Origin of the sequence: Burkholderia sp. THE68, from assembly GCF_009938265.1 — a bacterium.
In the GTDB taxonomy this organism is placed as follows: Bacteria; Pseudomonadota; Gammaproteobacteria; order Burkholderiales; family Burkholderiaceae; genus Caballeronia.
The window spans coordinates 119778-142527 of the sequence record NZ_AP022319.1 but is presented as its reverse complement, the minus strand read 5'-3'; the positions used below and the strand labels follow the sequence as shown (position 1 = coordinate 142527).

16 protein-coding genes and 2 pseudogenes are annotated in these 22750 nt (G+C 58.8%); 10 read left to right on the top strand and 8 right to left on the bottom strand.

Annotation, left to right across the window (positions count from 1 at the left end):
* The first annotated feature begins 12 nt into the window (after positions 1 to 12).
* Positions 13 to 651: a hypothetical protein gene (locus BTHE68_RS29410; protein ID WP_162069839.1), complete on the top strand. Its 639-nt coding sequence runs from the start codon at positions 13 to 15 to the stop codon at positions 649 to 651.
* 215 nt (positions 652 to 866) lie between these two features.
* The gene (locus tag BTHE68_RS29405; protein WP_232078256.1) at positions 867 to 1709 is read left to right on the top strand and encodes an isocitrate lyase/PEP mutase family protein; all 843 of its coding nucleotides are present in this window, start codon (positions 867 to 869) and stop codon (positions 1707 to 1709) included.
* A 724-nt stretch (positions 1710 to 2433) separates the two neighbouring features.
* On the opposite strand, the gene BTHE68_RS29400 is transcribed toward BTHE68_RS29405, so the two are convergent.
* On the bottom strand, positions 2434 to 2823 hold the full coding sequence (locus tag BTHE68_RS29400) for a tautomerase family protein (protein ID WP_162069838.1): 390 nt from the start codon (positions 2821 to 2823) through the stop codon (positions 2434 to 2436).
* 722 nt (positions 2824 to 3545) lie between these two features.
* Between BTHE68_RS29400 and BTHE68_RS29395 the strand changes: the two genes are divergently transcribed.
* The 6 genes and pseudogenes from BTHE68_RS29395 to BTHE68_RS29370 all read left to right on the top strand — a co-directional run bounded on the left by BTHE68_RS29395 (position 3546) and on the right by BTHE68_RS29370 (position 10160).
* Complete coding sequence (locus BTHE68_RS29395) at positions 3546 to 3980, top strand: MarR family winged helix-turn-helix transcriptional regulator (protein WP_162069837.1); 435 nt, start codon at positions 3546 to 3548, stop codon at positions 3978 to 3980.
* A 238-nt stretch (positions 3981 to 4218) separates the two neighbouring features.
* Positions 4219 to 4665, top strand: coding sequence for a tautomerase family protein (locus tag BTHE68_RS29390; RefSeq protein WP_162069836.1), 447 nt, complete (start codon positions 4219 to 4221; stop codon positions 4663 to 4665).
* An 85-nt stretch (positions 4666 to 4750) separates the two neighbouring features.
* Positions 4751 to 5688: pseudogene (locus tag BTHE68_RS29385) on the top strand (MFS transporter).
* Between the two features lie 401 nt (positions 5689 to 6089).
* Positions 6090 to 7559 carry an MFS transporter gene (locus tag BTHE68_RS29380; protein WP_232078254.1) on the top strand — a complete coding sequence of 490 codons (1470 nt, stop codon included), beginning with the start codon at positions 6090 to 6092 and terminating at the stop codon, positions 7557 to 7559.
* 581 nt (positions 7560 to 8140) lie between these two features.
* Positions 8141 to 8950 (top strand): helix-turn-helix transcriptional regulator, encoded by an 810-nt coding sequence (locus tag BTHE68_RS29375; RefSeq protein ID WP_162069834.1) that lies wholly within the window; start codon positions 8141 to 8143, stop codon positions 8948 to 8950.
* Positions 8951 to 9062: 112 nt separating this feature from the next.
* Positions 9063 to 10160, top strand: coding sequence for a threonine aldolase family protein (locus BTHE68_RS29370; RefSeq protein WP_162069833.1), 1098 nt, complete (start codon positions 9063 to 9065; stop codon positions 10158 to 10160).
* Between the two features lie 367 nt (positions 10161 to 10527).
* Here the strand turns inward: BTHE68_RS29370 and BTHE68_RS29365 are convergent, their stop codons facing one another.
* Entirely contained in the window at positions 10528 to 11907 is a 1380-nt protein-coding gene (locus BTHE68_RS29365; protein WP_162069832.1) for an MFS transporter, read from the bottom strand.
* 23 nt (positions 11908 to 11930) lie between these two features.
* Entirely contained in the window at positions 11931 to 13631 is a 1701-nt protein-coding gene (locus BTHE68_RS29360) for an FAD-binding protein (RefSeq protein ID WP_232078325.1), read from the bottom strand.
* 356 nt (positions 13632 to 13987) lie between these two features.
* On the opposite strand from BTHE68_RS29360, the gene BTHE68_RS29355 reads away from it, so the two are divergent.
* The gene (locus tag BTHE68_RS29355) at positions 13988 to 14980 is read left to right on the top strand and encodes an ABC transporter substrate-binding protein (RefSeq protein WP_162069830.1); all 993 of its coding nucleotides are present in this window, start codon (positions 13988 to 13990) and stop codon (positions 14978 to 14980) included.
* 45 nt (positions 14981 to 15025) lie between these two features.
* Here the strand turns inward: BTHE68_RS29355 and BTHE68_RS29350 are convergent.
* The 3 genes and pseudogenes from BTHE68_RS29350 to BTHE68_RS29340 all read right to left on the bottom strand — a co-directional run bounded on the left by BTHE68_RS29350 (position 15026) and on the right by BTHE68_RS29340 (position 19667).
* A pseudogene (locus BTHE68_RS29350) lies at positions 15026 to 15799 on the bottom strand (SDR family oxidoreductase).
* Positions 15800 to 15867: 68 nt separating this feature from the next.
* Positions 15868 to 16740, bottom strand: coding sequence for a 4Fe-4S dicluster domain-containing protein (locus BTHE68_RS29345; protein WP_162069829.1), 873 nt, complete (start codon positions 16738 to 16740; stop codon positions 15868 to 15870).
* Positions 16710 to 19667, bottom strand: coding sequence for a molybdopterin-dependent oxidoreductase (locus tag BTHE68_RS29340; RefSeq protein WP_162069828.1), 2958 nt, complete (start codon positions 19665 to 19667; stop codon positions 16710 to 16712). The genes BTHE68_RS29345 and BTHE68_RS29340 overlap by 31 nt, the downstream gene beginning before the upstream one ends.
* A 217-nt stretch (positions 19668 to 19884) precedes the next feature.
* Here BTHE68_RS29340 and BTHE68_RS29335 point away from each other — a divergent pair, with 217 nt between their 5' ends.
* The gene (locus tag BTHE68_RS29335) at positions 19885 to 20421 is read left to right on the top strand and encodes a MarR family winged helix-turn-helix transcriptional regulator (protein WP_162069827.1); all 537 of its coding nucleotides are present in this window, start codon (positions 19885 to 19887) and stop codon (positions 20419 to 20421) included.
* A 78-nt stretch (positions 20422 to 20499) separates the two neighbouring features.
* Here the strand turns inward: BTHE68_RS29335 and BTHE68_RS29330 are convergent, their stop codons facing one another.
* Together BTHE68_RS29330 and BTHE68_RS29325 are read right to left on the bottom strand one after the other, a co-directional pair.
* The gene (locus tag BTHE68_RS29330; RefSeq protein ID WP_232078252.1) at positions 20500 to 21645 is read right to left on the bottom strand and encodes a porin; all 1146 of its coding nucleotides are present in this window, start codon (positions 21643 to 21645) and stop codon (positions 20500 to 20502) included.
* A gap of 92 nt (positions 21646 to 21737) precedes the next feature.
* A complete protein-coding gene (locus BTHE68_RS29325; RefSeq protein ID WP_353622672.1) occupies positions 21738 to 22748 on the bottom strand; it encodes an ABC transporter permease in 1011 nt (336 codons plus the stop codon).
* Positions 22749 to 22750 lie beyond the last annotated feature (2 nt).

Sequence of the window (22750 nt, the reverse complement as noted above, 5' to 3'; positions counted from 1 at the left end):
GGAGAATAACTTATGAGACCGGTCCGTACCGTTCGCGGTCTGGAAAACCTGGGCCGCACCCGTCTGTCGCGCAATTTCTTTATGCGCGAATTCATGTTCAGCGAAATCGCGGCCATCAACGGGTTTCCGAATCTTCCGGACAATCCGGATCTCGCTGTCACCGCAGGTCGACACCTTTGCGAACTGTTGCTGGAGCCTTTGCAGGCAACATTCGGACGCATCTCTCTACGCTCCGGATACCGATCACCGGAGGTGAACGAACTCGGAAATCTGCACGACCTGAGTTGTGCGTCCAAAGAACGCGACCGCGCGCGCCACATCTGGGACCAGCGCGACGCTGCCGGTCATTTTGGCGCGATGGCCACCGTTGTCATGCCCTGGTTCGTTGACAAACTGGCCGAGGGGAAACGGTGGCAATCGCTTGCATGGTGGATCCATGATCACTTGCCCTACAGCGAGCTGCAGTTCTTCCCAAAAATCGGCGCCTTCAACATTGCCTGGAATGAGATGCCGGTCCGTTCCATTTGCAGCTGGGTGAAGCCGCGTGGTCTGCTGACTCGTCCGGGATATGAAAACCACGAGGGCGACCACAGTGACCAGTATGAGGGATTCCCGCAGCTGGCCAAATATGAAGCCATGTATGTCAGATGACGGCGTTATCTGCGAGCCAGGTAAGCAGCGGAAGCCAGCCGGAAATGGACGCGAGGCGACATGTCCCGGACCTTCTGCAAGACCATGAAGAACAGACTGCTCATCACCCGCAACGATTCACAGAAGACGAGCTATGCCAAACATTGTGGAAGAACTCCGTTCGCCGTGATCGCGTTGTCCTTCCGAACACCATCTTTAACTGAATTCACACCCCGTTGTTGACTCACGCCACCTCACGAGGAAAACACCATGAGCAAACTCGACACGGTATTCGCCGACCTTCATCAAGCCAACCCGATCCTGAACCTGCCGAACGCCTGGACGCGGGTAGCGCGCGCATCTTTGAAGCACAAGGTGCGAAGGCAATCGCCACCACCAGCGCGGGAGTACTCTGGGCTCTGGGTTATCCCGATGGAAATCTTGCACCGGCGAGGCTGCAGGCGGAAGTGGCTGCCACCATCACCCGCGTGATCCGCGTACCGCTGTCGATCGATTTCGAAGCTGGCTATTCCGATGACCCCAAAAAAGTCGCGGAGAATATCAAACCAATCCTGGACGCCGGCGTTGTCGGCATCAACATCGAGGACGGTCAGGACGCACCCTCTGTGCTGGCAGCGAAAATCGAAGCGGTGCGGGCCGCCGCGGAAAAGGCGGGTATCGCCCTCTGGATCAATGCACGTTGCGACGTCTACCTGCAACAACTGGTCGATGAGCCGAAGCGTGCAGACGAATCGATCAAGCGCGCCGAACTGTATGGTAAGGCGGGCGCCAGCAGCATCTTCCTGCCAGCACTTAACGATGCCAACGACATCAGAACCGTGGTCAAAGGTTCACCGATCCCGACCGCTCTCATGGCATGGGCTGGGCTGGCCGATTCCGCCGAGTTGCAAAAGCTGGGCGTGGTACGTTTATCCTCCGGCTCCGGCATTACGCAGGTGATCTGGAACCACGCAGCACGCCTGGCCAGGGCTTTTGTTGAAAAGGGCGAATCCGGCCCGATGGCAGTTGACTATATGGCCCATAGCGAACTGCAAGGCCTGTTTGCCGAGCGCACGTAAGTGCGGGATAGTCTCGCGGCAGGGGCGACTACTTCGGCCGCGCTTTTGCTCTTGATTTGCACCGAATTCGACGGGTCAATTCTGTATCGACATCAACATGTGACGCACGTTGAGCCCAACGCGCACAGTGCCTTCTGGCTCACCGCCTACATCACCCAAGCCCACCAGATGCTGTTCGATGCAAACGCGCGGGCTGCTGCGGCCGATGGCGTGCCGCGCAGCGGCATGTGCAACACGAAGCCCCCCGTTTTATGACGAAGGCGAAGTCAGGTTTCGTGTATCGACTGAATACGGCGGGAATTCATCCGCGCACCCCTCCCTTAAATTGGCTAAGCGAAAAGTTAAGGCTTACATGGCGCGACTCGGGCACAGTATCGACGCTGCATAAGTGGGGTAAAGCTGGCTGATCGAGAGCTGCCCGCGATCGTCGTCAGACAAACAATCTTGCTTGTGGAGCAGACACGACTATAGGCCGGAGAAAAGCGTCGCTTCTTGCGGAAGTGATGTATCAGACGCGCTGTTGGCAGAAGAAAAATGCACACAATCCCGAGTCGGAATCTGACGCAACCGGTAACGCGAGCAGTATATAGAAAGCATTGATTGCCACGTAGAGCCTTCGGTATCAGACGGCCCGGTAACGGGCGTCTGACCTGACAGCGACGCGGAAAGCAGGGGCGATCGTCCCTGGTAAGAAGTTCAGCTTGCCTTCATGCATTCCTCGGAATCACAGTTCGCCCGTAAGAAACTGCGCTACGCCATGACCGAAGCTCCAGTCAGCGTCGGAGTTGCTTATAAGCGAAACGACTACATCGCTTGGAGCGATCTGGCAACGCTCTTGCAGCTCCCGGGTGAGTTCTTGATAAAAGTGTTCCTTCGCCTCTTGCGCTCGCGGACGGGTCACCACGGTGATCATGACCATGTTCTTTGTGCGCTCAATTCCTAGCCCCGTATCTTCAACAATAAGATGGGCTGGTTCATGCTCCATCACGACTTGATAGCGGTCGTGCTCTGGCACTTGGAATGCGTTGACAACAGCGCGGTGTGCGCCATCGAGCATTGCACGGGTTTGTGCTTCCGTACGTCCCTTGAGAATGTCGAACTTGATGAGAGGCATTGCTTTCTCCTGGTGAAGGTAGTCGTATGGCGGTTGCAATCGAACCATGTCCTCAGTGTAGGAGTTGGTTGCCCCGGTTTAAATGGTTGAACTGAAAAATCATTGTTCATTGAGGTGAACAATCTCTGGTCGCGCATCCATCACGGTTGCTTTCTGCGCGTGAGTAATTAGATGTGGGGGTCCGCTAATTTACTTTAGGAAGACACACTCGAAGATGGGGGAAAGACGAGATGCTGTTGGCGTGACATCGCAAGTCCGATGATCAGAAGGCGGGTGCATCGGTTTGGTTCGCAAGAAGGCTTACTGAGTTCCGGGGGAGGATTTCAACGATTGACTTAGATGAAGTACGCCGAGCTTGTCTCACTGAAGGGCAGATCATGGATATGGTTTGCTGCACGGTGAAAGAAGGTCGATTGCGAACGTGGCGAGCAGTGAGGCGGACACGTTATGTATGTATGAGCGATTTGGGCTTCGAGACGCAACTTTCGGATTTTCTGTGTATTCGGCGCAGTAATCTGACTTCGGTAGCTCGATCCGTGCTGAGGTTGGATGAGGACGGCAGCGATGGCGTAGAAAAGCTGCTCTGATTAGTAGGAAGATTGTTGTGGCTTGACAATCTGGCTGTGCCGTGTGATCTTGGTCCTTGATGGATGTATATGCATCTTGCAGCTCTTGGTCCCATGAGGGCATCCACCTAGACATAGACAAACAGGACAGGATCCATGTTTACGGATTGCTACTGCACACAGTTTCGACGCTCGGCAAACCAGCTAACTGCTATTTACGACGAGGCTTTGCGGCCGGTTGGCCTGAAGATCACTCAGTTCTCGCTGCTGCGCGCAATTGAGCGTCTAGGGGCGGCGACGTACAACGAGATCGCTGCGGAAGCAGCGTTGGATAAGACGACAATTTCACGAAATCTGAAGGTGCTTATCAACGCTGGCTGGGTTAGTGTCAGCGTACCGCCCGAGGAGGACGCGCGCTACAGATCCGCTCAATTGAGCAAGGAAGGGGTTAAGAAGCTCCGAAGTGCCGAGCCGTACTGGAGAGTCGCCCAGCGTCTCGTTGAGGATGGCGTTCAGCGTTTTCTTAATGGGCCCGCGAATCAGCAGTTGCTGGAAGCGTTAGAAGCGCTGCAACGGGTACCACTAAAGTAACCGGTTAGCTGAGGATTGTCCTAGTAAGGGCGCGCGACTCGAAGGCAAAATACGTATTGACATGTGGGTCACGCCGTATAAGATGTACCTACAACTATTTGCCAGGTAGTTCCTTGAAATAAACACGCCTTTTCACCGACAAATAGTTGCAGCTACATCTAAACATGATTGACGTCACACTTGAACGTTCTGAGACAGCTCATTCGCGTTCGATTGGATTCTTATTGGAGACTGAAAGATGCCTACTTACATCGTATCCGCAACTCAAAACCTGTTGTCTCCCGAGGAAAAAAAGAAGGTCGCTAAGGAGGTTACACGAGCCCACAGCCAGGCCACTGGCGCGCAAGGCTTTTTCGCTCAGGTGATTTTCAGCGAAATCCCGTCGGGATCGCATTTCATGGGTGGTGTGGAAATCAGCGCGAATCAGGTTTACGTACATGGACACATCCGGGCTGGGCGTACTGAAGAACAGAAAGGCGCCTTACTCGCCGACATCATCAACTCAATTCACGGTGTCACAGGGATCGAGAAACGCTTTCTGTGGGCGTATATCTCCGAGCTGACGCCGAACAATATGGTCGAGTATGGGCGAGTGCTGCCCCAGCCTGGCAAGGAGGCCGAGTGGCTCGAGTCGCTGTCAGCGGCAGATCGTGACTACATGTTGAGCCTCAGTAAAGCTCAATAACACGCGAATCAGACGCGACCGCACAGAACCCAGGTAGGAGACGCCCTTGAACACCTCAGTCATTCCCCTTAACGAGTCACGACGCATGACCTCTGACGAACGCAAAATCATCTTTGCGTCGTCGCTCGGTACTGTCTTTGAGTGGTACGACTTTTACTTGTACGGCTCGCTTGCAGCTGTTGTCGGGAAGCAGTTTTTCTCGGGCGTCAACGAAACGGCGGCGTTCATTTTTGCGTTGCTGGCGTTTGCAGCAGGCTTTGCAGTGCGGCCGTTTGGGGCGCTGGTATTTGGGCGTCTCGGAGATCTGGTCGGCCGTAAGTACACGTTCCTGGTCACAATTCTTTTGATGGGTACGTCAACGTTTCTCGTCGGCGTACTACCTTCGTACGCGAGCATCGGTATCACTGCGCCTGTGTTGCTGATTGTGCTCCGACTTGTGCAAGGTCTCGCCCTAGGCGGCGAATATGACGGCGCGGCGACATATGTCGCGGAACATGCGCCGGGGCACAAACGGGGTGGCTACACGGCGTGGATCCAGACCACGGCTACCTTGGGATTCTTCCTGTCGTTGCTCGTGATTCTTGGAACACGTCTGATTGCAGGTGAGTCTGCGTTCGCCGATTGGGCGTGGCGCATTCCGTTCCTGTTTTCAGTGATCCTTGTGTCAATCTCGGTATGGATTCGGATGACTCTGTCGGAATCTCCTGTGTTCCTGAAAATGAAGGCGGAAAACACGACTTCTAAAGCGCCGATCAAGGAGGCGTTCGGCGAGTGGAAGAATGTTCGCCTCGGACGCTTGTCGAACTGTTTCCGACCCGCATCCGATATACGGCAATGTCGCTCCCGTATCACATCGGTAATGGTTGGTTTGGCGGCTTCCTCCCGACAACTGCGTTCGCGCTGGTAGCCGCAACGGGTAATATTTACGCAGGCGTTTGGTACCCTGTAGTTATCGCCGCAGTGTCCCTGGTCATTGGCTTTGTCTTTCTACCGGAGACTCGCCAAAGGAGCATCATCGACTGATGATATGGTACGTGCCGGCGCAGGTGTAACTGAGACGTCCATTGAAACTTAGCATGTCTTAACAAGGAGGAAGCTGATTGTCCAAGCTTCCTCCGAAGTCATCTTTTGAATTTTGAATATCGATAATTCGTCCCCCTGCTGATCTGTTAGGTGCTGTCGCGCTCGCACGAGCAATAGCGGACAACAAATTGTCAGAGGAGCTTCTTGAGGCAGCCAGAAGGCATATCAAGACGCACCCATTCGACGACTAATGTGATGGCGCTTACATGTTTTCCCTGATTTCCTTGTCGCATCGCGTAGGGTGGAGTCGCTTTTGAAGCGCGTTTGCCGCTTCTTTCGAGGTGGAGTGAAGAATGGATAGGCGTTTTTTGATACTGCTCTGCGTTTCAATACCGTCGTTCATGATCAATCTGGATGCGAACATTGTTTCCGTCTCATTGCCGTCAATCGCACAGACGTTGCACGCGGACTTTGGGGCGACCGAATGGGTAATTAGCGCATATACGCTTGCGTTCGCAAGCCTTGTTATGCCGGGAGGTGCGCTCGCTGACCGGTTTGGACGCAAGCGGCTGCTGGTCACTGGTCTTGCGGTATTTACACTCGCGTCATTGATATGCGGAGCAGCATCGTCGGTAACGGTGTTGAACTGGGCGCGCGCGGTACAAGGTACCGGCGCAGCGTTGCAGTTGAGTGCGGCATTGGCAATCCTGTCCAACGAATTCCAGGGCAAGCACCGAGCAAAGGCGTTTGCGTTCTGGGGCTCGATTATCGGCATTGGGATCATGCTCGGACCGGTCGCCGGCGGGGTGATAACGCAGATGCTCGGATGGCAATGGGCGTTCTACGTCAATCTTCCGATTGGCGCGGCTATGATCGCGCTCACAATTTTCACTGTGAACGAATCGCGAGACCCGAAGGCCAATCGCATTGACGTGATGGGCGTGGTGACTTTGGCGGCCTTCCTTGGGTTGGCGACGTACGCATTGATCTCTGGAAATCATGCAGGCTGGTCAAGCCAACCTGTCTTGACGAGTGCTTTCTGTGCAGCCGTGGCCCTGGTTGCGTTCATCGTGGTCGAACGGATCCAGGAACGACCGATGATGGACTTCACGTACTTTATCCGGCCGACGTATCTCGGCGCAAACATTGCGGCAGTGGCATACGCGGCGACTTTCCTGACCATGCTGACCTACCTACCATTCTTCTTTCAGAATGGCCTTGCGTTTGGTCCGATGAAGGCAGGGGCGTTGATGCTGCCTCTTGCTGCCGGGCTTTTCGTTGTCCCTCGCCTAGTGACTGCGTATGTTGAGCACCGCGTCTCGGGGCGATTGCTTCTCGTCGTCGGTCTCATTCTGGTTGGAAGCGGTCTTTTGATCGCATCAACACAGGTTGGCACGATGAGTTATCTAAGAATCGCTATTCCGATGATGCTGGCGTCCATTGGCGCCGGCATTCTGAATGGGCAGGTAGTAAAGGTCGGTATGACGGTGATTCCGGCGGATCGCGCGGGGATGGCGTCTGGTGTTTCCGGGACAATGAGATTCAGCGGGATTGTGATCGGCTTTGCGGCACTGGGAGCTGTTTTTTTTCAAGGAATCACATCAGGGGTAGGTAATATAATACCGTTCGCCGGTAGTGATCTCTTGCGCGAGATATCGAGCGCTATTGGTAGCGGCGAAATGACGGCTGCTGCCGCGCTTTTGCAGAAACAAGGCGTCGCAGGAAGTGTTGCAAGGGAGATCGTCGGTGCGGGGCTTCATGAAGTAATGAGATATGCCTCGATGACCGCCTTTGTGGCGGCGATAGCATCACACTGGCTAATCAGCCCAGCCGAAACGGCGCCCTCGGGACCAAGGAGACTCGGTAATTGATCGTTTGATCGATTGAACAGCGTACTGGATTGGCGATGAAATGAAGATTAAAGCCTGGTTTCAGCACGTTTAACGTGTCTCCCAGCTGAAGCTCGGAATCGCGGCGATAGCTAGACAATTTCATTGAGATAAGTGAGCGAAAGACTAGCCGTGAGTATCACTACGTTCGCGTTTGCAGGAGAGAAAAGTGGGTCAGTTTCCGGTGCAAGTCAACAGTCTTCCCCAGCTCGACGCCTTGGCGGGATCGAGTCTGCAGCGAAAATGCCGCTGTCGAATGCATGAGCGTTATCGTAATAGTCGCGTTTTGGAGTACAGATCGGCGGACAGGAGACTCTCCATCGGACACGCGTGAATATATCGCTCGGATCTCGCATGCCGCTCACGAGCCGTGTTCATCTTCCTTCATTGAGAAGCTCGTCAATACCTCTCGAACTCGATATCGATGAATGCATGATGGAGCAGGGTGCAGATGTGCCGCGCAGCCGGTGGACGAACGCCTTCCGGGGCTTCTCTGGATAGAGCTGAATCAAGCCAAAGCTGGGATAATGGAGCCTGACGCTCAGCCTTTCGAGTAGGCTCCGATGCCAGAAGAAGTTCAATACAGTCATCCCGGCCATATCCCGGGATTGATCCTCGGTACCGCCCAGTTTGCGGCGTTTCAGTTCGAGCCCCATTATCATCTCGACTGTCACATCGCACTGGTTGCCAGCGGTGTGCAGCATCAAACTTTTCGGGGCGAATCCCTTCTGCTCACACGCGGCGCGATTCAGATCATGCCGCAGGGGGAAGTACACGATGGCAACGCGGGCGCCGACGAGTCGTATACCCTCCAGACCTTCCGCCTTTCGCCTGCATTGATCGAGAATTTCGGTGGGGAAATCACCGGCAGGTACTACTTTCCTTCGCAGGACGCCGTCGTTCTGCTAGATGGCCATCTCGCGGAGCAGTTGCTCGGAATACATGCGACCCTACGCCAGCGTCACGCCGACCCGATGCTGAGTGAGACATACGTTCTGGCGTTGCTGGAGTCGCTATTTGCGCGTCTGAAACAACCCGCCCCGCAGACGATCAAGGGCAGCTTGTCCGTCCAGCAGATGGGCACAGTCAGGGATTTTGTCGAAGCCCACCTTGCCGACAAGATCATCCTTGAAGACCTGTCCCTTCTTGTCGGCCTCGACCGGTTCCGTTTCCTGAAGATGTTCAAGCGGACCATCGGCATGACGCCCCACGCGTGGTTGCTGCGCTTGCGGCTGGAAAAGGCGATTGCGCTCATCAGCGCGAGCAAGAGCATGTCGATCACTGAAGTTGCGCACGCAGTGGGGTTTTTCGATCAGAGTCATTTCACGCGGGCTTTCCGCCAGGCGTACGGGGTCACGCCAGCCCGGTTCTGAGCGTGGAGCGGCAATTTTATACAAGGAGATTGGTCAGACCATCGATAACCTGTCGGCTTTAGATGTCGCGCTTCTCGCAACGCGACTTTCATCCAAGGCACAAAGGCACTCAATGGCTATCTACAGCTTTCTCGACGACTACAGTGAAGGCGCTCATCCAGATATTCTCAGCGCGCTGGTCGGATCGAACTACATTCAGCAGGCACCTTACGGCGAAGACACTTACTCTGCCGACGCCACGAATCTGATCAGGGCCCGTTTGGGATCCGGATTCAACGGTGCAATTCACTATGTTGCGAGTGGGACCATGGCGAATATCGTTTCGATATCGAGTTGCCTGCGTCCTCACGAGGCCGTCATCGCGGTGAACTCCGGCCATATTGTCGTGCGCGAAGCCGGAGCCATCGAGGCAACGGGCCATAAACTCATCACCGTCCCCGCCGTTGACGGAAAACTCACGCCGGAGAATATCGAAGCCGCGCTTTCGGGCAATGCCCATTTCCCGCACATGGCGAGGCCCCGGCTCCTTTACCTCTCGAATGCGACGGAAACAGGCACGGTCTATACCCTCACGGAACTGCGGGAAATCTCCGCCCTTGCCAGGCAACACGGCCTCATCCTGTTTCTCGATGGCGCGCGTTTGGGCGCGGCACTGGCTTCGAGCAGGAACGACGCAACGCTGGCCGATATTGCATCCCTCGTCGATCTTTTCTGGATCGGTGGAACCAAGGCGGGCGGACTGCTGGGCGAGGCCATTGTCGTATGCAATCCGGCGTTGAAGGAAGACTTCGCGTTTCACATCAAGCAGCGCGGTGGCATGTTGGCAAAGGGCAGGCTGCTGGGCATCCAGTTTCAGGCGTTATTCGGGGTCAAGGATCTGTTCGTCGAGAATGCCAGACACGCCAATGCGATGGCCGCAAGGCTCGCTGCGGGAATCGCGGATCGGGGTTACGCACTGGATGCGGAAACGGCCACGAATCAGGTGTTTCCGATCCTGCCGGATTCCGTCATCTCGGCATTGAAAGAGCACTTTGCCTTCTACATCTGGACGAAAGCACAAGGCGATCATTCAGTCATTCGGCTTGTAACGTCATGGGCTACGGACGAGCAGCAAATCGATGCGTTCCTGGCCCGGCTCGACAAGCCTTCGACGCATCGAAGAGCGGACGCGAGCGACTCAGGTCACGGAGCTCAAATGCCGCGTGGATGACGTGCGGTGACGGTGCCCTGCGGCGTGGAGCGCGTGCGCTCCACGATATCCTTAAAGGCCTTCGCCTTCGCCATCAGCGCCGTAATAGATGCAGCGCGTCCCGTCGCCTTCCGCGCGCCAGTTGCATCGCTTTCACCATCGAGGGCGTCCGCATCGACCCGGTTGCCCGGCGTGAATCAGACCGGGGTGGCGGCAGGAATGCGGCACACTATCTGAAGCGCCGGAGGCCACAGTTTCGTACAGTGGCCTTTGGAGCCTGCAAGCCGCGCGCGATGAAAAATGGCCCGCACGATTCGGCGGGCCGAGTCCATGCCCCGGGGAGGCATGGCGGAGACGACGATGAACCCGAGCAGCCTGGCGCCCGCAATCAGACCGGCGAGCGCGGCGTTCGAGGATCGATGGTGCTCACGACGTCATGCGCCGCGCGCGAGGCCCGCGGGCGTGCAAGGTGCTTGATCAGCAAGGCAATGCACGCGAGTCCCGCCGCAGCGGCAACCGTGGTGAAGACTCCGGCGAAAGCGAAGTGGCGGCGCATCAGTTCGGCGACGAGAAAGGACCCTGCAATGCCGCCAAAGCGGCCGATGCCAAGCATGCAGGCGACGCCCGTGCCGCGTCCTTCGGTCGGATAGAAGGCGGCTGCGAGCGCGTTCATCGAAGCCTGTGCGGTATTTAGCAATACGCCGGACAACAGCACGGCGGGCACCAGCAGCGCCACGTTTCCGACCGTCTGTCCGATGCACAGCAGGCTGATTGCCGCGAGCGCATAACAGCCGGCGATGACAAGACTGGCATTGAACCTATCCATCAACGCGCCGCACAATACCGCGCCGACGCCGCCAAGCGGGAAGAGGACCGATATCAGCGTCGCGCTCGTTGCGCTCAGGCCCGCATCGCGCAGCAAGAGCGGCATCCAGTTGATTGCGGCGTAGAAGACCACGAGACCCATGAAGGCCGCCACCCAGAGCATTAGCGAACCGACGATGTACAGCCGCGACATGACGAGGCTCAGCCCTTTGAAGCCGGTCGGCAGTGCGCTTTCGGTCAGCGTGAATCTGCCTGCATGGTCTGCTTCAGGACCGATCCGCGCGAGCACGGCGCGCACGTCCGGAGCCGGTTTGCCGTTCGCGACCATGAACCGTACCGATTCAGGCATCCAGAGCAGCAGCAGCGCGCCGTGCAGGATCGGCATCACTCCGCCCAGTATCAGGATGCTGCGCCAGCCTGCGTGTGGAATCAACCATGCGGCCAGCGTTCCGCCCAGGGCGGCGCCGAGCGGGAAGCCGCAACACATCAGGCTCGTGATCGTTGCGCGGCGCCGGGTGGGGCTGAACTCGTCGATCATCGTGACTGCGTTGGCCATCGCGGCGCCGAGACCGACGCCCGTGATGAACCGCAGCACCGTCAATTGACCGATGCTGGTCGCGAAGCCCGATGCGAGGCAGGCAATGCCGAAGAGGAACACCGCGCTGACGACCAGCTTGCGCCGGCCGACGCGATCGGACACCGGGCCGGACGCGAGCGCGCCGAATGCGAGTCCGAGCAGCGCGGCGCTCAGCACCGGTGCCAGCGCGGGCTTCGCGAGGTGCCATTCGCCCAGCAATGCGGGAGCGATGAAACCAATCGCCGCCGTGTCGAAGCCGTCCAGCAGGACGATCACGAAGCACATCAGAAAAACGAGTTTCTGAAACCTGCCGAACGGATGCGCGTTGATGAACGTCTGAACGTCGACGACCGATTCATGTTTCATGAGCATCTCCAGCGAAGCCCGAGTCAGGCCAGTTTCACGTTCGGTTCGGCGGGTGAGTCCATCTCCGGATTCACTGGTTTCTCTGACGCGTCATTCCGGGCCAACGCCATCGCGGCAAGGTAGCCGAACGTCAATGCCGGCCCGAGGGTAATGCCGGCCCCGATGTAATGTCCGCCTACGGGCGAGTTCATGTCGTTGCCACAGGCGTACAGGCCTCGAATGGGACGGCCGTGGTCGTCGAGAACTTCCCCGTGCGGGCCCGTTACGAGTCCGCGGCTCGTGCCAAAGTCGCCGGGCATCAGCTTGACGGCGTAGAAAGGGCCTTTCTCGATGGGACCGAGACAAGGATTCGGCCCGTGCGTCGGGTCGCCCTTGTACAGGTTGTACGCGGAAGATCCCTTGCCGAAGTCTTCGTCGACGCCTGTCTTCGCGAAGCGATTGTTGCGCTCGACGCTTCGCGCCAGTCCTTTCGGATCGACGCCGATCCTGCTCGCGAGTTCGCCGAGCGTGCGGCCGCTGAACAGATAACCGGCCTTTTCATGGCGTCGCAATGACAGGCTGCCGGGCAGGATGACGCCGATTCCATACTTCTTCACGGTCGCGGCATCGGCGATCAGGTAGGCCGGTATCGCGCCTGCGTCGAACATGCCGAGTGTGAAGGCATGATACGAGGCAGCTTCGTTGGTGAAACGGTTGCCGTCCTTGCCGACGGCAATGAAGCCGGGTTTGGGACGATCGAGCATGAAGTGCCCCCAGGGCTGCATGTTGCCCGCCTTGTCCGGAAAGAGGGACATGGGAACGTAATAGCCCGTGTCCCGAGCGTTATGGTCCATTCGGCCGCCGACCGATTCGCCCAGGCGCAGACCTTCGCCGACGTTGCTGGGCAGTCCCAGACCGAGTTCCACCGTTGGTTGACGGGAGTGCTCGCGGCGCATGGCCTGATTGCCTGGATAGCCGCCGGTCGCAATGACGATGCCGCGCCGGGCGCGAACGCGGATCTCCCGGCCGTCGCGCGTGACTTCCGCGCCGATGACCTTGCCGTCATCCATGATCAGACGCGTGGCGGATGCCTGCAGCCAGACGTCGATCTTCTGATCGAGCATCGTCTTGTAGAGACGACCTGCGAGTGCATTTCCGCCGACGAGCCGCGTGCCCCGGTGATGATTCACGCGGTCCACCGCATAACGCGCAAGGCGCTTCGATACGTGAACGAACGAACGCGCCGAGCGGGTGAATGAAAGGAAGTGAAGAAGGTCGACGAGATCGAGCATCATCCCGCCGAATGGTGCAAAAGCGGGCAGTGGGGCGCGCAAGTTTCTGAAGTTCGGGCCCAGTTTCCGGGCGTCGAATTCGATGGGAGCATGCGCACGCCCGAACATGCCTCCCGCCAGTTCAGGACTGTAGTCCGGATACTCGAGCGCCGCGACCTCGAGTTCCGAGTGGCGCAGCATATAGTCGAGCGCGACACGGCCCTGAGAAATATAGGCTTCCTGCAATGAACGATCGACTGTGTCCCCGACGGTCGCGGCGAAGTATTGCCGTGCCTTGTCGGGCGAATCCTTGAAGCCGGCCGCCTGCATCGGCGTGCTGTCGACGAACCACATCATGCCGACCGACCACGCGGTGGTGCCGCCGACCTGATCGGTCTTTTCGAGAACGAGCGGCACGAGACCTTCGTTCTTCGACACGATAGCGGCCGTCATGCCGGCCGCGCCCGCTCCCATGACGATGACGTCGACCTCGCGGTCCCAACTCTCCGTCGCACGATTGTTCATGACATATGTCCTGTATCGGCACTGCTGTTCAAAACCCGGTTGTGCCGGCCACGACCGTGGGTCACGGGACAGGCCAAATGATCATCGCCGAGCATATAGATTTATATCGAATCATGCGTAACAGTATGAACCTTGTCAAGGAAGTATTGGGAAATCCCTCGTGCGGATCGAGGCAGTCCTTCTTCCCGCTGATTCAGAAAACGTCTTGACATGCATTAACCTGAATAGGATCATTCGATATAGATCAAATTGGTGATGCGTCCGTCTTCACCGATCTACTTTCTTGGATACATTCGGGAGCCACAATGAGCAAGCTTCAGCTTTCCGTCGCCGTAGGCAACTACGACCGGATCAGGCCGCTGGTCGACGGCGATGTGCAGATCGAGGGGGTCGATCCGGTCTTCATGCTGCAGGATCCCGAGGAGATCTTCTTTCGGGCCTTCAGGCATGCGGACTACGATATCTGCGAACTCTCGCTCAGCAGTTACTCGGTGAAGACGGCTGCCGGCACGTCGCCCTATATCGCCGTTCCGGTGTTTCCGTCGCGAGCGTTTCGACACTCCTCGATCTATGTGAGGGCGGACCGGAGCATCGACAGTCCGGAGCATCTGAAGGGCAAGCGTATCGGCGTGCCCGAGTACCAGTTGACGGCGAACGTCTGGGTCCGTCTCTTTCTCGAAGAAGAGTACGGCGTGAAGGCGTCCGACGTGACCTGGGTTCGCGGCGGTTACGAGGATGCGACCCGCGTCGAAAAGATCGCGCTGAATCTGCCTGCCGATGTAAAACTCGAAAACGCTCCCCACGGCCAGACGATCTCGAACATGCTGGCGGAAGGCCAGATCGACGCCGTCATCGGGCCGCGCGCGCCTTCGTGCTTCGACCGCGGGCATCCTCAAGTCAAGTATCTGTTCGATGATCCCCAGAAAGTGGCCGCCGAATGGTATTCGCACACCCGGCTTTTCCCGATCATGCATACGCTCGGGATCAGAAAGACGCTCGCGGACGCGCACCCATGGCTGCCGGGCGCAGTAGTGAAGGCCTTCGAGAAATCCAAGTCTGTCGCGCTCGCGCGGCTCAGCGATACATCCGCTACGAAGATCACGCTGCCTTTCGTGGAGGATCAGCTGCGCGCGGCCCGCAAGCTTATGGGCGACGACTTCTGGTCATATGGTTTCGCCGAGAACGAGCATGTGATCGACCGCTTTCTCGCACGTCACTACGCCGAAGGTCTTTCAAACCGCCGGCTCGAAGCACGGGAACTCTTCCATCCGGCAAGCCTTGAACGCTTTGCGATCTGACGATCTGATTGAAGCGCGCGCGACGCGGTCGCATCGCGCCGCCATTCACACCCGATACGCCGGTGCTCCTTGCGGAGCACCCGATGCGCCACCATCGACGACGATTTCCGCTGTCTGAATGCTCCTGGGAGTGGTCCGAAGCGAGAAACAGCGCGGCCTGCGCGACTTCGTCGACGTCATTGAGACGGCCGATCGGAATGCTTCTGATCAGGTTCCGCTCGAGCGCCTGCAACTCCGCCTCCGTGCTCGCAGCGTGTTCCAGATCGGCGTATGCGTGGGTCCCGGAACCAGCGTGTTCACGCGAATGCTTCGAGGGGTGAGCTCCGAGGCCAGCGCGCGTGCCATGCCGGAGAGTCCGGCCTTGCTTGCGGCATAGGCCGAGAATCCGGCGATGCCCATCGTCGCGACGACGGAGCCGACGAGAATGACCGATGCGCCTGCGCTCAGATAGGGCAATGCGGCCTGGACCGTGTAGAAGCTGCCGGCGACATTCACGCTGAGGATGCGTTCAAAAAGCTGCGAAGGCGTGTCATCGAGGGGCGTGGGCGATACGATGCCGGCGCCCGCCAGCAGAACGTCGATGGAAGCAAACCGGCGGGCGACTTCGCCGAAGGCGGCGCGCAGGGCGTGAGCATCGGTGACATCCGCCTCGAGCGTCAGGACCTTCGCGCCCAGCCGATCATGAACCGCTCCGAGCGAGACCGGATCGTTGCTGATGATGACGACTTCGGCGCCCTCCTGCTGGAACAATCGCGCCGAAGCCAATCCGATTCCACTGTCTCCGCCTGTGATGACGGCCACCTTGTTGATCAGTTGCATGTCTGTTGCCTGTCGTGATCGTGCGAAATGGAGTGAGGCTGGTTGTGAAGCCTCGTTCGGGTCCGATGTCAATACAGCAAGGTGCCGAGATTGACGCTCCCCGAGCGTTCTCTCGTTGCAATGACCTTCTCGCCGCCATCCCTTCTTACGCGCAGCTCGATTGTCGAAACCGTTTCGGTCAGGCCTGAAAACCGGAAATCGCCGAAGCTGTCTGTTGTGGTGGTGCGTTCCCGGTCATCGGAGAAGTCGCGCATCACGATCTCGACGCCTTCCAGATTGCGCAGCCGGCCGTCAGCGGCTGCTTCGCAGATATTGCCCGCGACGAGATGCGTCAGAGCGTCATCGAGATGCCGGTAAAAAACGCGTGGCTTCGTGCCGAACTCCGGATGGATGATCGACAGACCTTCGTTCGCGACCATCGCGTCCAGTTCCTTGTCCTGCATGTTCACTGCGCGAATCGCCCTGGTCGGACACGCTTGCGCGCAGCGTGGCTCTTTCCATCCGGCGTCGAGCAAGTGTGCATCGAAGTTCCAGTTCTGCGGGACCTGCTCCTGTTCGTTCCATTCGATCATGCCGTAAGGGCAGCTCTTGACGAGCTCGCGCCGGCCGCGCGATTTCTCGGGGTCGATGATCACGACGCCGTCCGCGCGCTTGTAGATCGCCCCGTCCGCCGCCGCCTTCACGCAGGGCGCGTTGTCGCAGTGATTGCACATCTTCGGAACGTAGGTGACATCCACGAGTGCGCCTTCTCCCCGCACGTGACGCTCGACACGAATCGTTTCCAATCCTTCGGGGGGATGAGGCGGCGAGTAACCAGGAAACGTATTGCCCGAGTATTCGTCCTTGGTCGAGATCACGCAGTTCCGGCAGTTGATGCAGAGCGAAACGTCGATTACCAATGCCCATCCGGTCATGCTGCCCTCGCTATTTCCGTGTCCCATTTCTCCACCTCCACCCAGCAAGTGTTGGGCATGATTCCATCCGCGGTCGGGCTCATCTTTCGTCCCGGAGTCAGAAGATTGAGGCATCCTCCACGATCCACCGGACCCAGACGAGTCTGAATCAGATCGAGTTCGCCACACGATTCGTTCCCGCGCGCAACGCCGGCCTTGACGAGTTGCGAAACGTCGATTGCGCAGATGACCGACGCTTGAGCGTTATAGACCCGCACCAGATCGCCCGAGCCGAGTCCGCGCGCCGCGGCATCGTCGGGGCTCATGCGCAGCACCCAGTATCGATAGCCATCGACGTTCAGCCTGTGCTCGTCGATCGTGCTGATGTGACTGTTCTTTCCATCGGCCTGGGTATGAAAGCTGTAGACCGGATGATTGGTCACGAGCTGCAGCGGAAATCTTTGTTGCGCGTCGCCCGGCTTGTTGATGTAGCGGTTGACCGCCGGCCGCGCGGGATCGATCTGCTCGATGCGGCGCAGGCTCGATGGCACGAATTCGAACTTGCCGGATTGCGTCGGAAGCCCCTGGTTGAATCCGGTCGAATACACGCCGGGAAGGGGATTCGCTTCCGGCAGGTCCTTGGCGCGGCCTTCCGCGAACCAGCGCATGTCCACCGGCGGCCTGTCATTGTCGGCGGGAGGCGGCACGACGTGATAACCCTTTTGCAGGAACTTCTTCCAGCTGATTTGCGTGGGCAGATCGGTGGAATTGAACACGCGCTCGCACCACGTCAGTTCCGATCCGCCGCCTTCCGAGTACATGCCGCCATAGCCGAGCCTCGTGGCGAGTTCGAGGAAGATCTGATAGTCGGACTTCGACTCGCCGAGCGGCTCGATGCACTTGTGCTGCATGATCATCATGCGATGATTGAGCTGGGTCTGCGCATGCTGGATATATCCGCCGCAGTTCGCCCATTCGGAGATGTCGTCGCGTTCGAGCGCTGTGCATGCGGGCAGGATGATGTCGGCGAACTGCGCTTCGTTCTCCATCCATACCGACTGGTTGACGACGAACTCGAGCGATGCATGGCGATAGGCATCGACGAGTCTGTTCGATCCCGGCACCGTGCCGAACGACGACGAGCCGTAGCGGTACAGCATGTGAACCCGCGAATGCCCCAGCTTGGGATAGGCGTATTGACCGAATTGCCCTTCAGCCGAGAAGCCATCCCAGAAGAAGCCTTCCGCGTGTCCCTCCGTGATCGCTTCGGCGAAGCGCTGGCGCGGGATGGACTGCTTCACCGGATTGATCGTGATGATGTGCGGCATGCGGCAATAGTTGTTGGCCGCGCTCGCCGTGTAGTTGAGGTCGCCCGAGATGCCGCCTTCCGCGTAGCCGGGGAAGTAGAAGTTAAGGTCCTGCGGCGCGCCGATCTGCAGATTGCCGAAGTTGATGCCGGGCTTTCCCCATCCCTGCATCGCCATCATCATGACGAGGCTGCGCGTCCACTGGGCGCCTGTCTCGGTGCGGCATGCGCCGCCGAATCCCGCGCCGAGCCCGCCTGCGGCGAGGTAGGTCTTTTTGGCGGCCCATAAGGTCGCGAGACTGCGGACGTCCTTGGCGGGAATGCCTGTTTCCGGCTCCTGCCACTCCGGTGTCTTCGGAACGCCGTCTTCTTCGCCGAGCACGTAGGCACGCCATTCGTCGAAGCCGGTGGTCCTTGCCGCGATGTACTCCTTGTCGTAGGTTCCGTTGGTCATCCATTCATGCATGACGGCGATGGCGAGCGCGGAATCGGTGCCTGGCTTGATGGGCAGCCATTTGCCGCCGAGGAACTGGGCGCTTTGCGTCAGATACGGGTCGATGTGAACGAACTGAATCCCAAGCTGCTTGGCCCACAAGCGTCTTTCGGTGCCCTCGAAACCGGCGTACACCCCGTTGGTCGACTCGGGATCGCTGGACCAGAAAACGATCACCTCTGCGTGCTCCAGACAATCCTCGGTCGTGCCGTAGAAGCTCGGCGTGCCGAGACGCAGGCTGTTGCCGTAGTGATGCATCGCGCCCCAGTACCAGCCTTCCCAGCTGATCGGGCTCATTTCGATGCGCGTATAGCCGATCAGATTGCCGAAGCGCTGCATCGCGCTCAGGTAGTAGTTGATGTTTCCCCACTGATGATGGGCGCCCGTGGCCATCGCGATCGCGCCGGGGCCGTGTTCCTGCTTCATGCGGCGGATTTCGCCCGCGACGATGTCGAGTGCTTCGTCCCAGCTGATGCGCTCGTAGCCTGCTATTCCGCGGTTCTGGGGATTGCGTTCACCGTTCGGATCGAAATCGATCCGCTTCATCGGATGGAGAATCCGCTTGTCGGAATAGACAAGCGATTTGAGCGAGAGCGCATGCGGGCTGACGGTCGCACGGCGAGCGGGCGAAAACCGATGTCCTCTCGCGCTGATCGTCCAGCTCGGTCCGTCGTCCTGCTCCAGATCGATAGGGGTGGTGCGGATGATCCGGCCGTCCTTCACGAAGACGAAAACCGGCCCGCCGTTGGTGAGCGTGACGTGACGCGTGGTTCCGTCTTTCATGCGGGTGCCTCTGCGCCATGACGCAGTCTTCATCGTGTTCACGAGCTGACCGAACCAGACGAGCGCCGCATCGCTGCCGCCTTGCGTGATCTTGAAGTTCTTGAGCGCATCGATGAGAAACGCATGATCGGTCGTCGGAGCCAGCATCTGGCGCGCGGTGGCCGCGTCCATGAAGACGAGTTCGGCATCCGGCTGAGGCGCCACGCCCCAGCGAGCGGACAGGACGCCGCCCCTGAAATGAAGCTGCCTCGCGAGACTGTTGTCCCGCAGGCGCAATTGAATCACGCAGTCCCGCGCGCCGAGGTGCTTGCGCACGGGAGGAAACATGCGTGCTGCCATCCGCAGCGCGATCGGCATCAGCCAAAGTATCAGTACCAGAACGTGCCTTTGCATGAGAGCCTTTTCCTGAAGCCGACACACGCCCCTGCGAGCGCGAAGGACGGAGTTACCGACCACCGTCACCTGTTGTATGATCTCAATTAAGACGGATCATCTGCGAAAAGATGATTCCGATCAAAATCGATTTATATCGAATCATGTGTCTCGGAATGAATAAAGTCAAGGACTTCGCGTCATTCCGTGATTGGTACTTTCAAAAAGGAATCGTCGAATGCCCAAGTCAAACGCTGCCGCTGCCAAGGCCACCAAGCCTGCCGTACCAACGGAACCCGGAGAAAAGCAACCTTCAGACGTTTTCGATGAGCGAGGCCGATCCGTGCCGTGGATGGCGCGAACCGTCCACAGGCTTTACGACGCGCAAGCGCAGAAGATTCTCGACCGGGAGGATCTTGCGATCGCGTACTGGTATTACCTTCGCGTGCTGGCGGAGCGTGGTGAAGTCAATCAGCTGGAACTGAGCAGGCGAGTGGGCATTGCGTCCACCACGGCGGTGCCGGCTCTGGATAACCTCGAAAAACGCGGTTTGGTACAGCGGACCCGGGATCCGAACGACAGACGAAAGTACTTCGTGACTCTGAAAGATGAGGGCAAGAGGCTCGTCAATGAACTCTTGCCCGATCTCACCGACATGATTTCCGCGTCGCTCGAAGGAATTTCGGAGAGAGACATGCGCGTTTTCTGGAAGGTGACGCATCAGATCGAAAAAAATCTGATGCAGATGTCTCAGGGAGACACGGTCGTGGATTGAGCGGTGGCGCTCGGGCATGTGCTTCCGGTTCCAGCGCGGGGCGCCGTCCGGTGCCCCGCGCTCGCTGCGGGCAATCGTTCAGAAGAAATGCATGATGCCGAAGTAGCCGCCCTGCTGATTGTGGCCGGGCAGCGGTTGCGAGTCGGCCGTCTCGACCGGGAACGCCGACGAACTTCCGTTGAACATGGCGCCCAAGGTCATGTATAGAAACGTGCGTTTCGACAGGTAATAGGTCGTGCCAAGCGCAGCAAGATTCCCTGTGCCGCCGCCATGATTGACATTGCCGTGGTACCAGGCGGCCTGCAGGGCAAGCGCCGGAGTCACCTGGTATGAGGCGCCGAGCCACTCCTGCTGGGCGCGCGTCGCCGCGAAAGGGTTGAAGGTATCCGCGACGGTGTCCTGGCCCGACGAGACGAGTTGCTGATAACCTGCGTAGAACTTCACCGGGCCCAGCGTGTAGGTGGCGCCCGCCATATACTCACGCGACGCCGTATAAAGCCCCGAGAACTTTCCGTTGGCGTCACGCAACTCTTCGTATACACCGTAAGCCGCGAACGCTGCCGCCGTGTATTGCGCGCTCACACTGAATTGCCGTCCGCCGCGAAAGTTGCCCGCGTCGTTGCCGAAGCCGTCCTGCACTCTGAACGAGAAGCCAGCCCAATTGGGCGAGTTGTAAGTGACGACGTTCGATCGCGGTCCCCACGCGCGCCCGAACGCGAAGTTTCCGACGCCTATGCCCACCTGTTCTCCCAGCGGATCGAGGTACCAGCCGGTTTCATCCGTGAGACTCATGGCGCGTCCAAACCAGATGCTGCCGTATTTGTCGTGAGACAAGCCGACATACGCGTCACGCGTGAAGATCGTGTCGGGCGGGATCTGACCCGTGCCGGCAGTGAAGAGGCTTTCGAGCTTGAACACCGCGTGGAAGCCTCCTCCAAGGTCTTCATCGCCTTTGAGGCCGAACCAGCTATATCCATACTGGTTACTGCCGAACCTGTAGTTGTTTTTCGACTGACCGTCCGGCGTCGCGACGTTGGTGACGAAATCAAGGCCCGAGGCAACGCGTCCGTACAGGGTCACGCTGCTCTGCGCGTAACCATTGCATACGCCACATGCCACAAGAGCCGCGCAAAAGACTGACCTTTTCATTTCGGTATCCTTAGTGTATGAATCTCCAGAAACGGGTTGCACGGCCTCTTGCGAGCCAGAACGATCGACTTGCAAGTCAGGCCGGCTCTTTCGATGTTCCAGCGAACCGGTCGGGCGAACGGTCGCGACTATCGGATGGCGCTATTCACGCTGCTTACCGCTTTCCACTACGCCTGCTTGCGAAACTTCCGCATCATCGACGGCAGATGGCGCACGGTGGTTGCGAGCAGGATCGCGCATGCCTGCACCAGCAGCTGGACGGCAGGGCCCGCGCCGAGCGCCAGCACGAGCTGGCCGAGCTGCGCCATGAACAAGGCCGCGACCGCGCTGGCGATGACGCTTCCTTTGCCGCCGGTGAACGGCGTGCCGCCGACGACCACCGCTGCGATCGCAGGCAGGAGGTAGTCGTTGCCCGACGTTTGCGACGCGCTGCCGATGAATCCGCCCAGCAGCATGCCTGCCGCGGAAAAGCAGACCGCGGATGCCACATACGCGCCGACCCGATAGTGCATGACGCGCACGCCGGCGGCATCGGCTGCACGCGGATTCACGCCCACGGCCACGAATCGGCGCCCAATCGCGGTTTTTCGCGTGATCACCCATGCCGTCATCACGAAAACCAGGGCGAACCACACGTTGGCCGGCAAGCCGCCAACGTGGGCATGGGATACCGTCTGCATGGCGGCGGGAACGCTGACCGGAACGTTGCCCGTCAGGGAGCGGACGCAGCCGATGAGAAGCGCGTTGACCGCGAGCGTCGCGACCAGCGGCGTGATGGCGAGCCGTGACACCAGCGTTCCGTTGACGATTCCTACGAACGCACCGACCAGCACCGTCATGACCACCGCGAGGACCATCGAATCGAACCCGACACCGGTTCGGGCCATCACTACGCCGGCCAGCGAGACCATCCCGACCGCCGACATGTCGAGGCCTCGCTGCTGGATGACGAGCGTCTGACCTGTCGCGACGATCGCGAGGATGCCCGCGAAGGGAAGCATCGCCAGAATGGAGCCGTGCGTCACGGTGCCGGGGGCGACGACCGCGCTCACGGCAAGGAGAAGGATCAGGCCGACCCAGATCCACCAGAACTCGCCAAGGGCCGAAACCCGGAACGACTTCCACTTCGGAGCGCGGGACCGCAGAAGGTCCGAAACGGCGTCTGACTGATTGCTCATGA

Bases quoted from the DNA above. Each gene is read 5' to 3' on its own strand.
- BTHE68_RS29410 (WP_162069839.1), top strand. From the start codon at position 13: ATGAGACCGGTCCGTACCGTTCGCGGTCTGGAAAACCTGGGCCGCACC.
- BTHE68_RS29400 (WP_162069838.1), bottom strand. From the start codon at position 2,823: ATGCCTCTCATCAAGTTCGACATTCTCAAGGGACGTACGGAAGCACAA.
- BTHE68_RS29395 (WP_162069837.1), top strand. From the start codon at position 3,546: ATGTTTACGGATTGCTACTGCACACAGTTTCGACGCTCGGCAAACCAG.
- BTHE68_RS29390 (WP_162069836.1), top strand. From the start codon at position 4,219: ATGCCTACTTACATCGTATCCGCAACTCAAAACCTGTTGTCTCCCGAG.
- BTHE68_RS29380 (WP_232078254.1), top strand. From the start codon at position 6,090: ATGATCAATCTGGATGCGAACATTGTTTCCGTCTCATTGCCGTCAATC.
- BTHE68_RS29375 (WP_162069834.1), top strand. From the start codon at position 8,141: ATGCCAGAAGAAGTTCAATACAGTCATCCCGGCCATATCCCGGGATTG.
- BTHE68_RS29370 (WP_162069833.1), top strand. From the start codon at position 9,063: ATGGCTATCTACAGCTTTCTCGACGACTACAGTGAAGGCGCTCATCCA.
- BTHE68_RS29365 (WP_162069832.1), bottom strand. From the start codon at position 11,907: ATGAAACATGAATCGGTCGTCGACGTTCAGACGTTCATCAACGCGCAT.
- BTHE68_RS29360 (WP_232078325.1), bottom strand. From the start codon at position 13,631: ATGGGAGCGGGCGCGGCCGGCATGACGGCCGCTATCGTGTCGAAGAAC.
- BTHE68_RS29355 (WP_162069830.1), top strand. From the start codon at position 13,988: ATGAGCAAGCTTCAGCTTTCCGTCGCCGTAGGCAACTACGACCGGATC.
- BTHE68_RS29345 (WP_162069829.1), bottom strand. From the start codon at position 16,740: ATGGGACACGGAAATAGCGAGGGCAGCATGACCGGATGGGCATTGGTA.
- BTHE68_RS29340 (WP_162069828.1), bottom strand. From the start codon at position 19,667: ATGCAAAGGCACGTTCTGGTACTGATACTTTGGCTGATGCCGATCGCG.
- BTHE68_RS29335 (WP_162069827.1), top strand. From the start codon at position 19,885: ATGCCCAAGTCAAACGCTGCCGCTGCCAAGGCCACCAAGCCTGCCGTA.
- BTHE68_RS29325 (WP_353622672.1), bottom strand. From the start codon at position 22,748: ATGAGCAATCAGTCAGACGCCGTTTCGGACCTTCTGCGGTCCCGCGCT.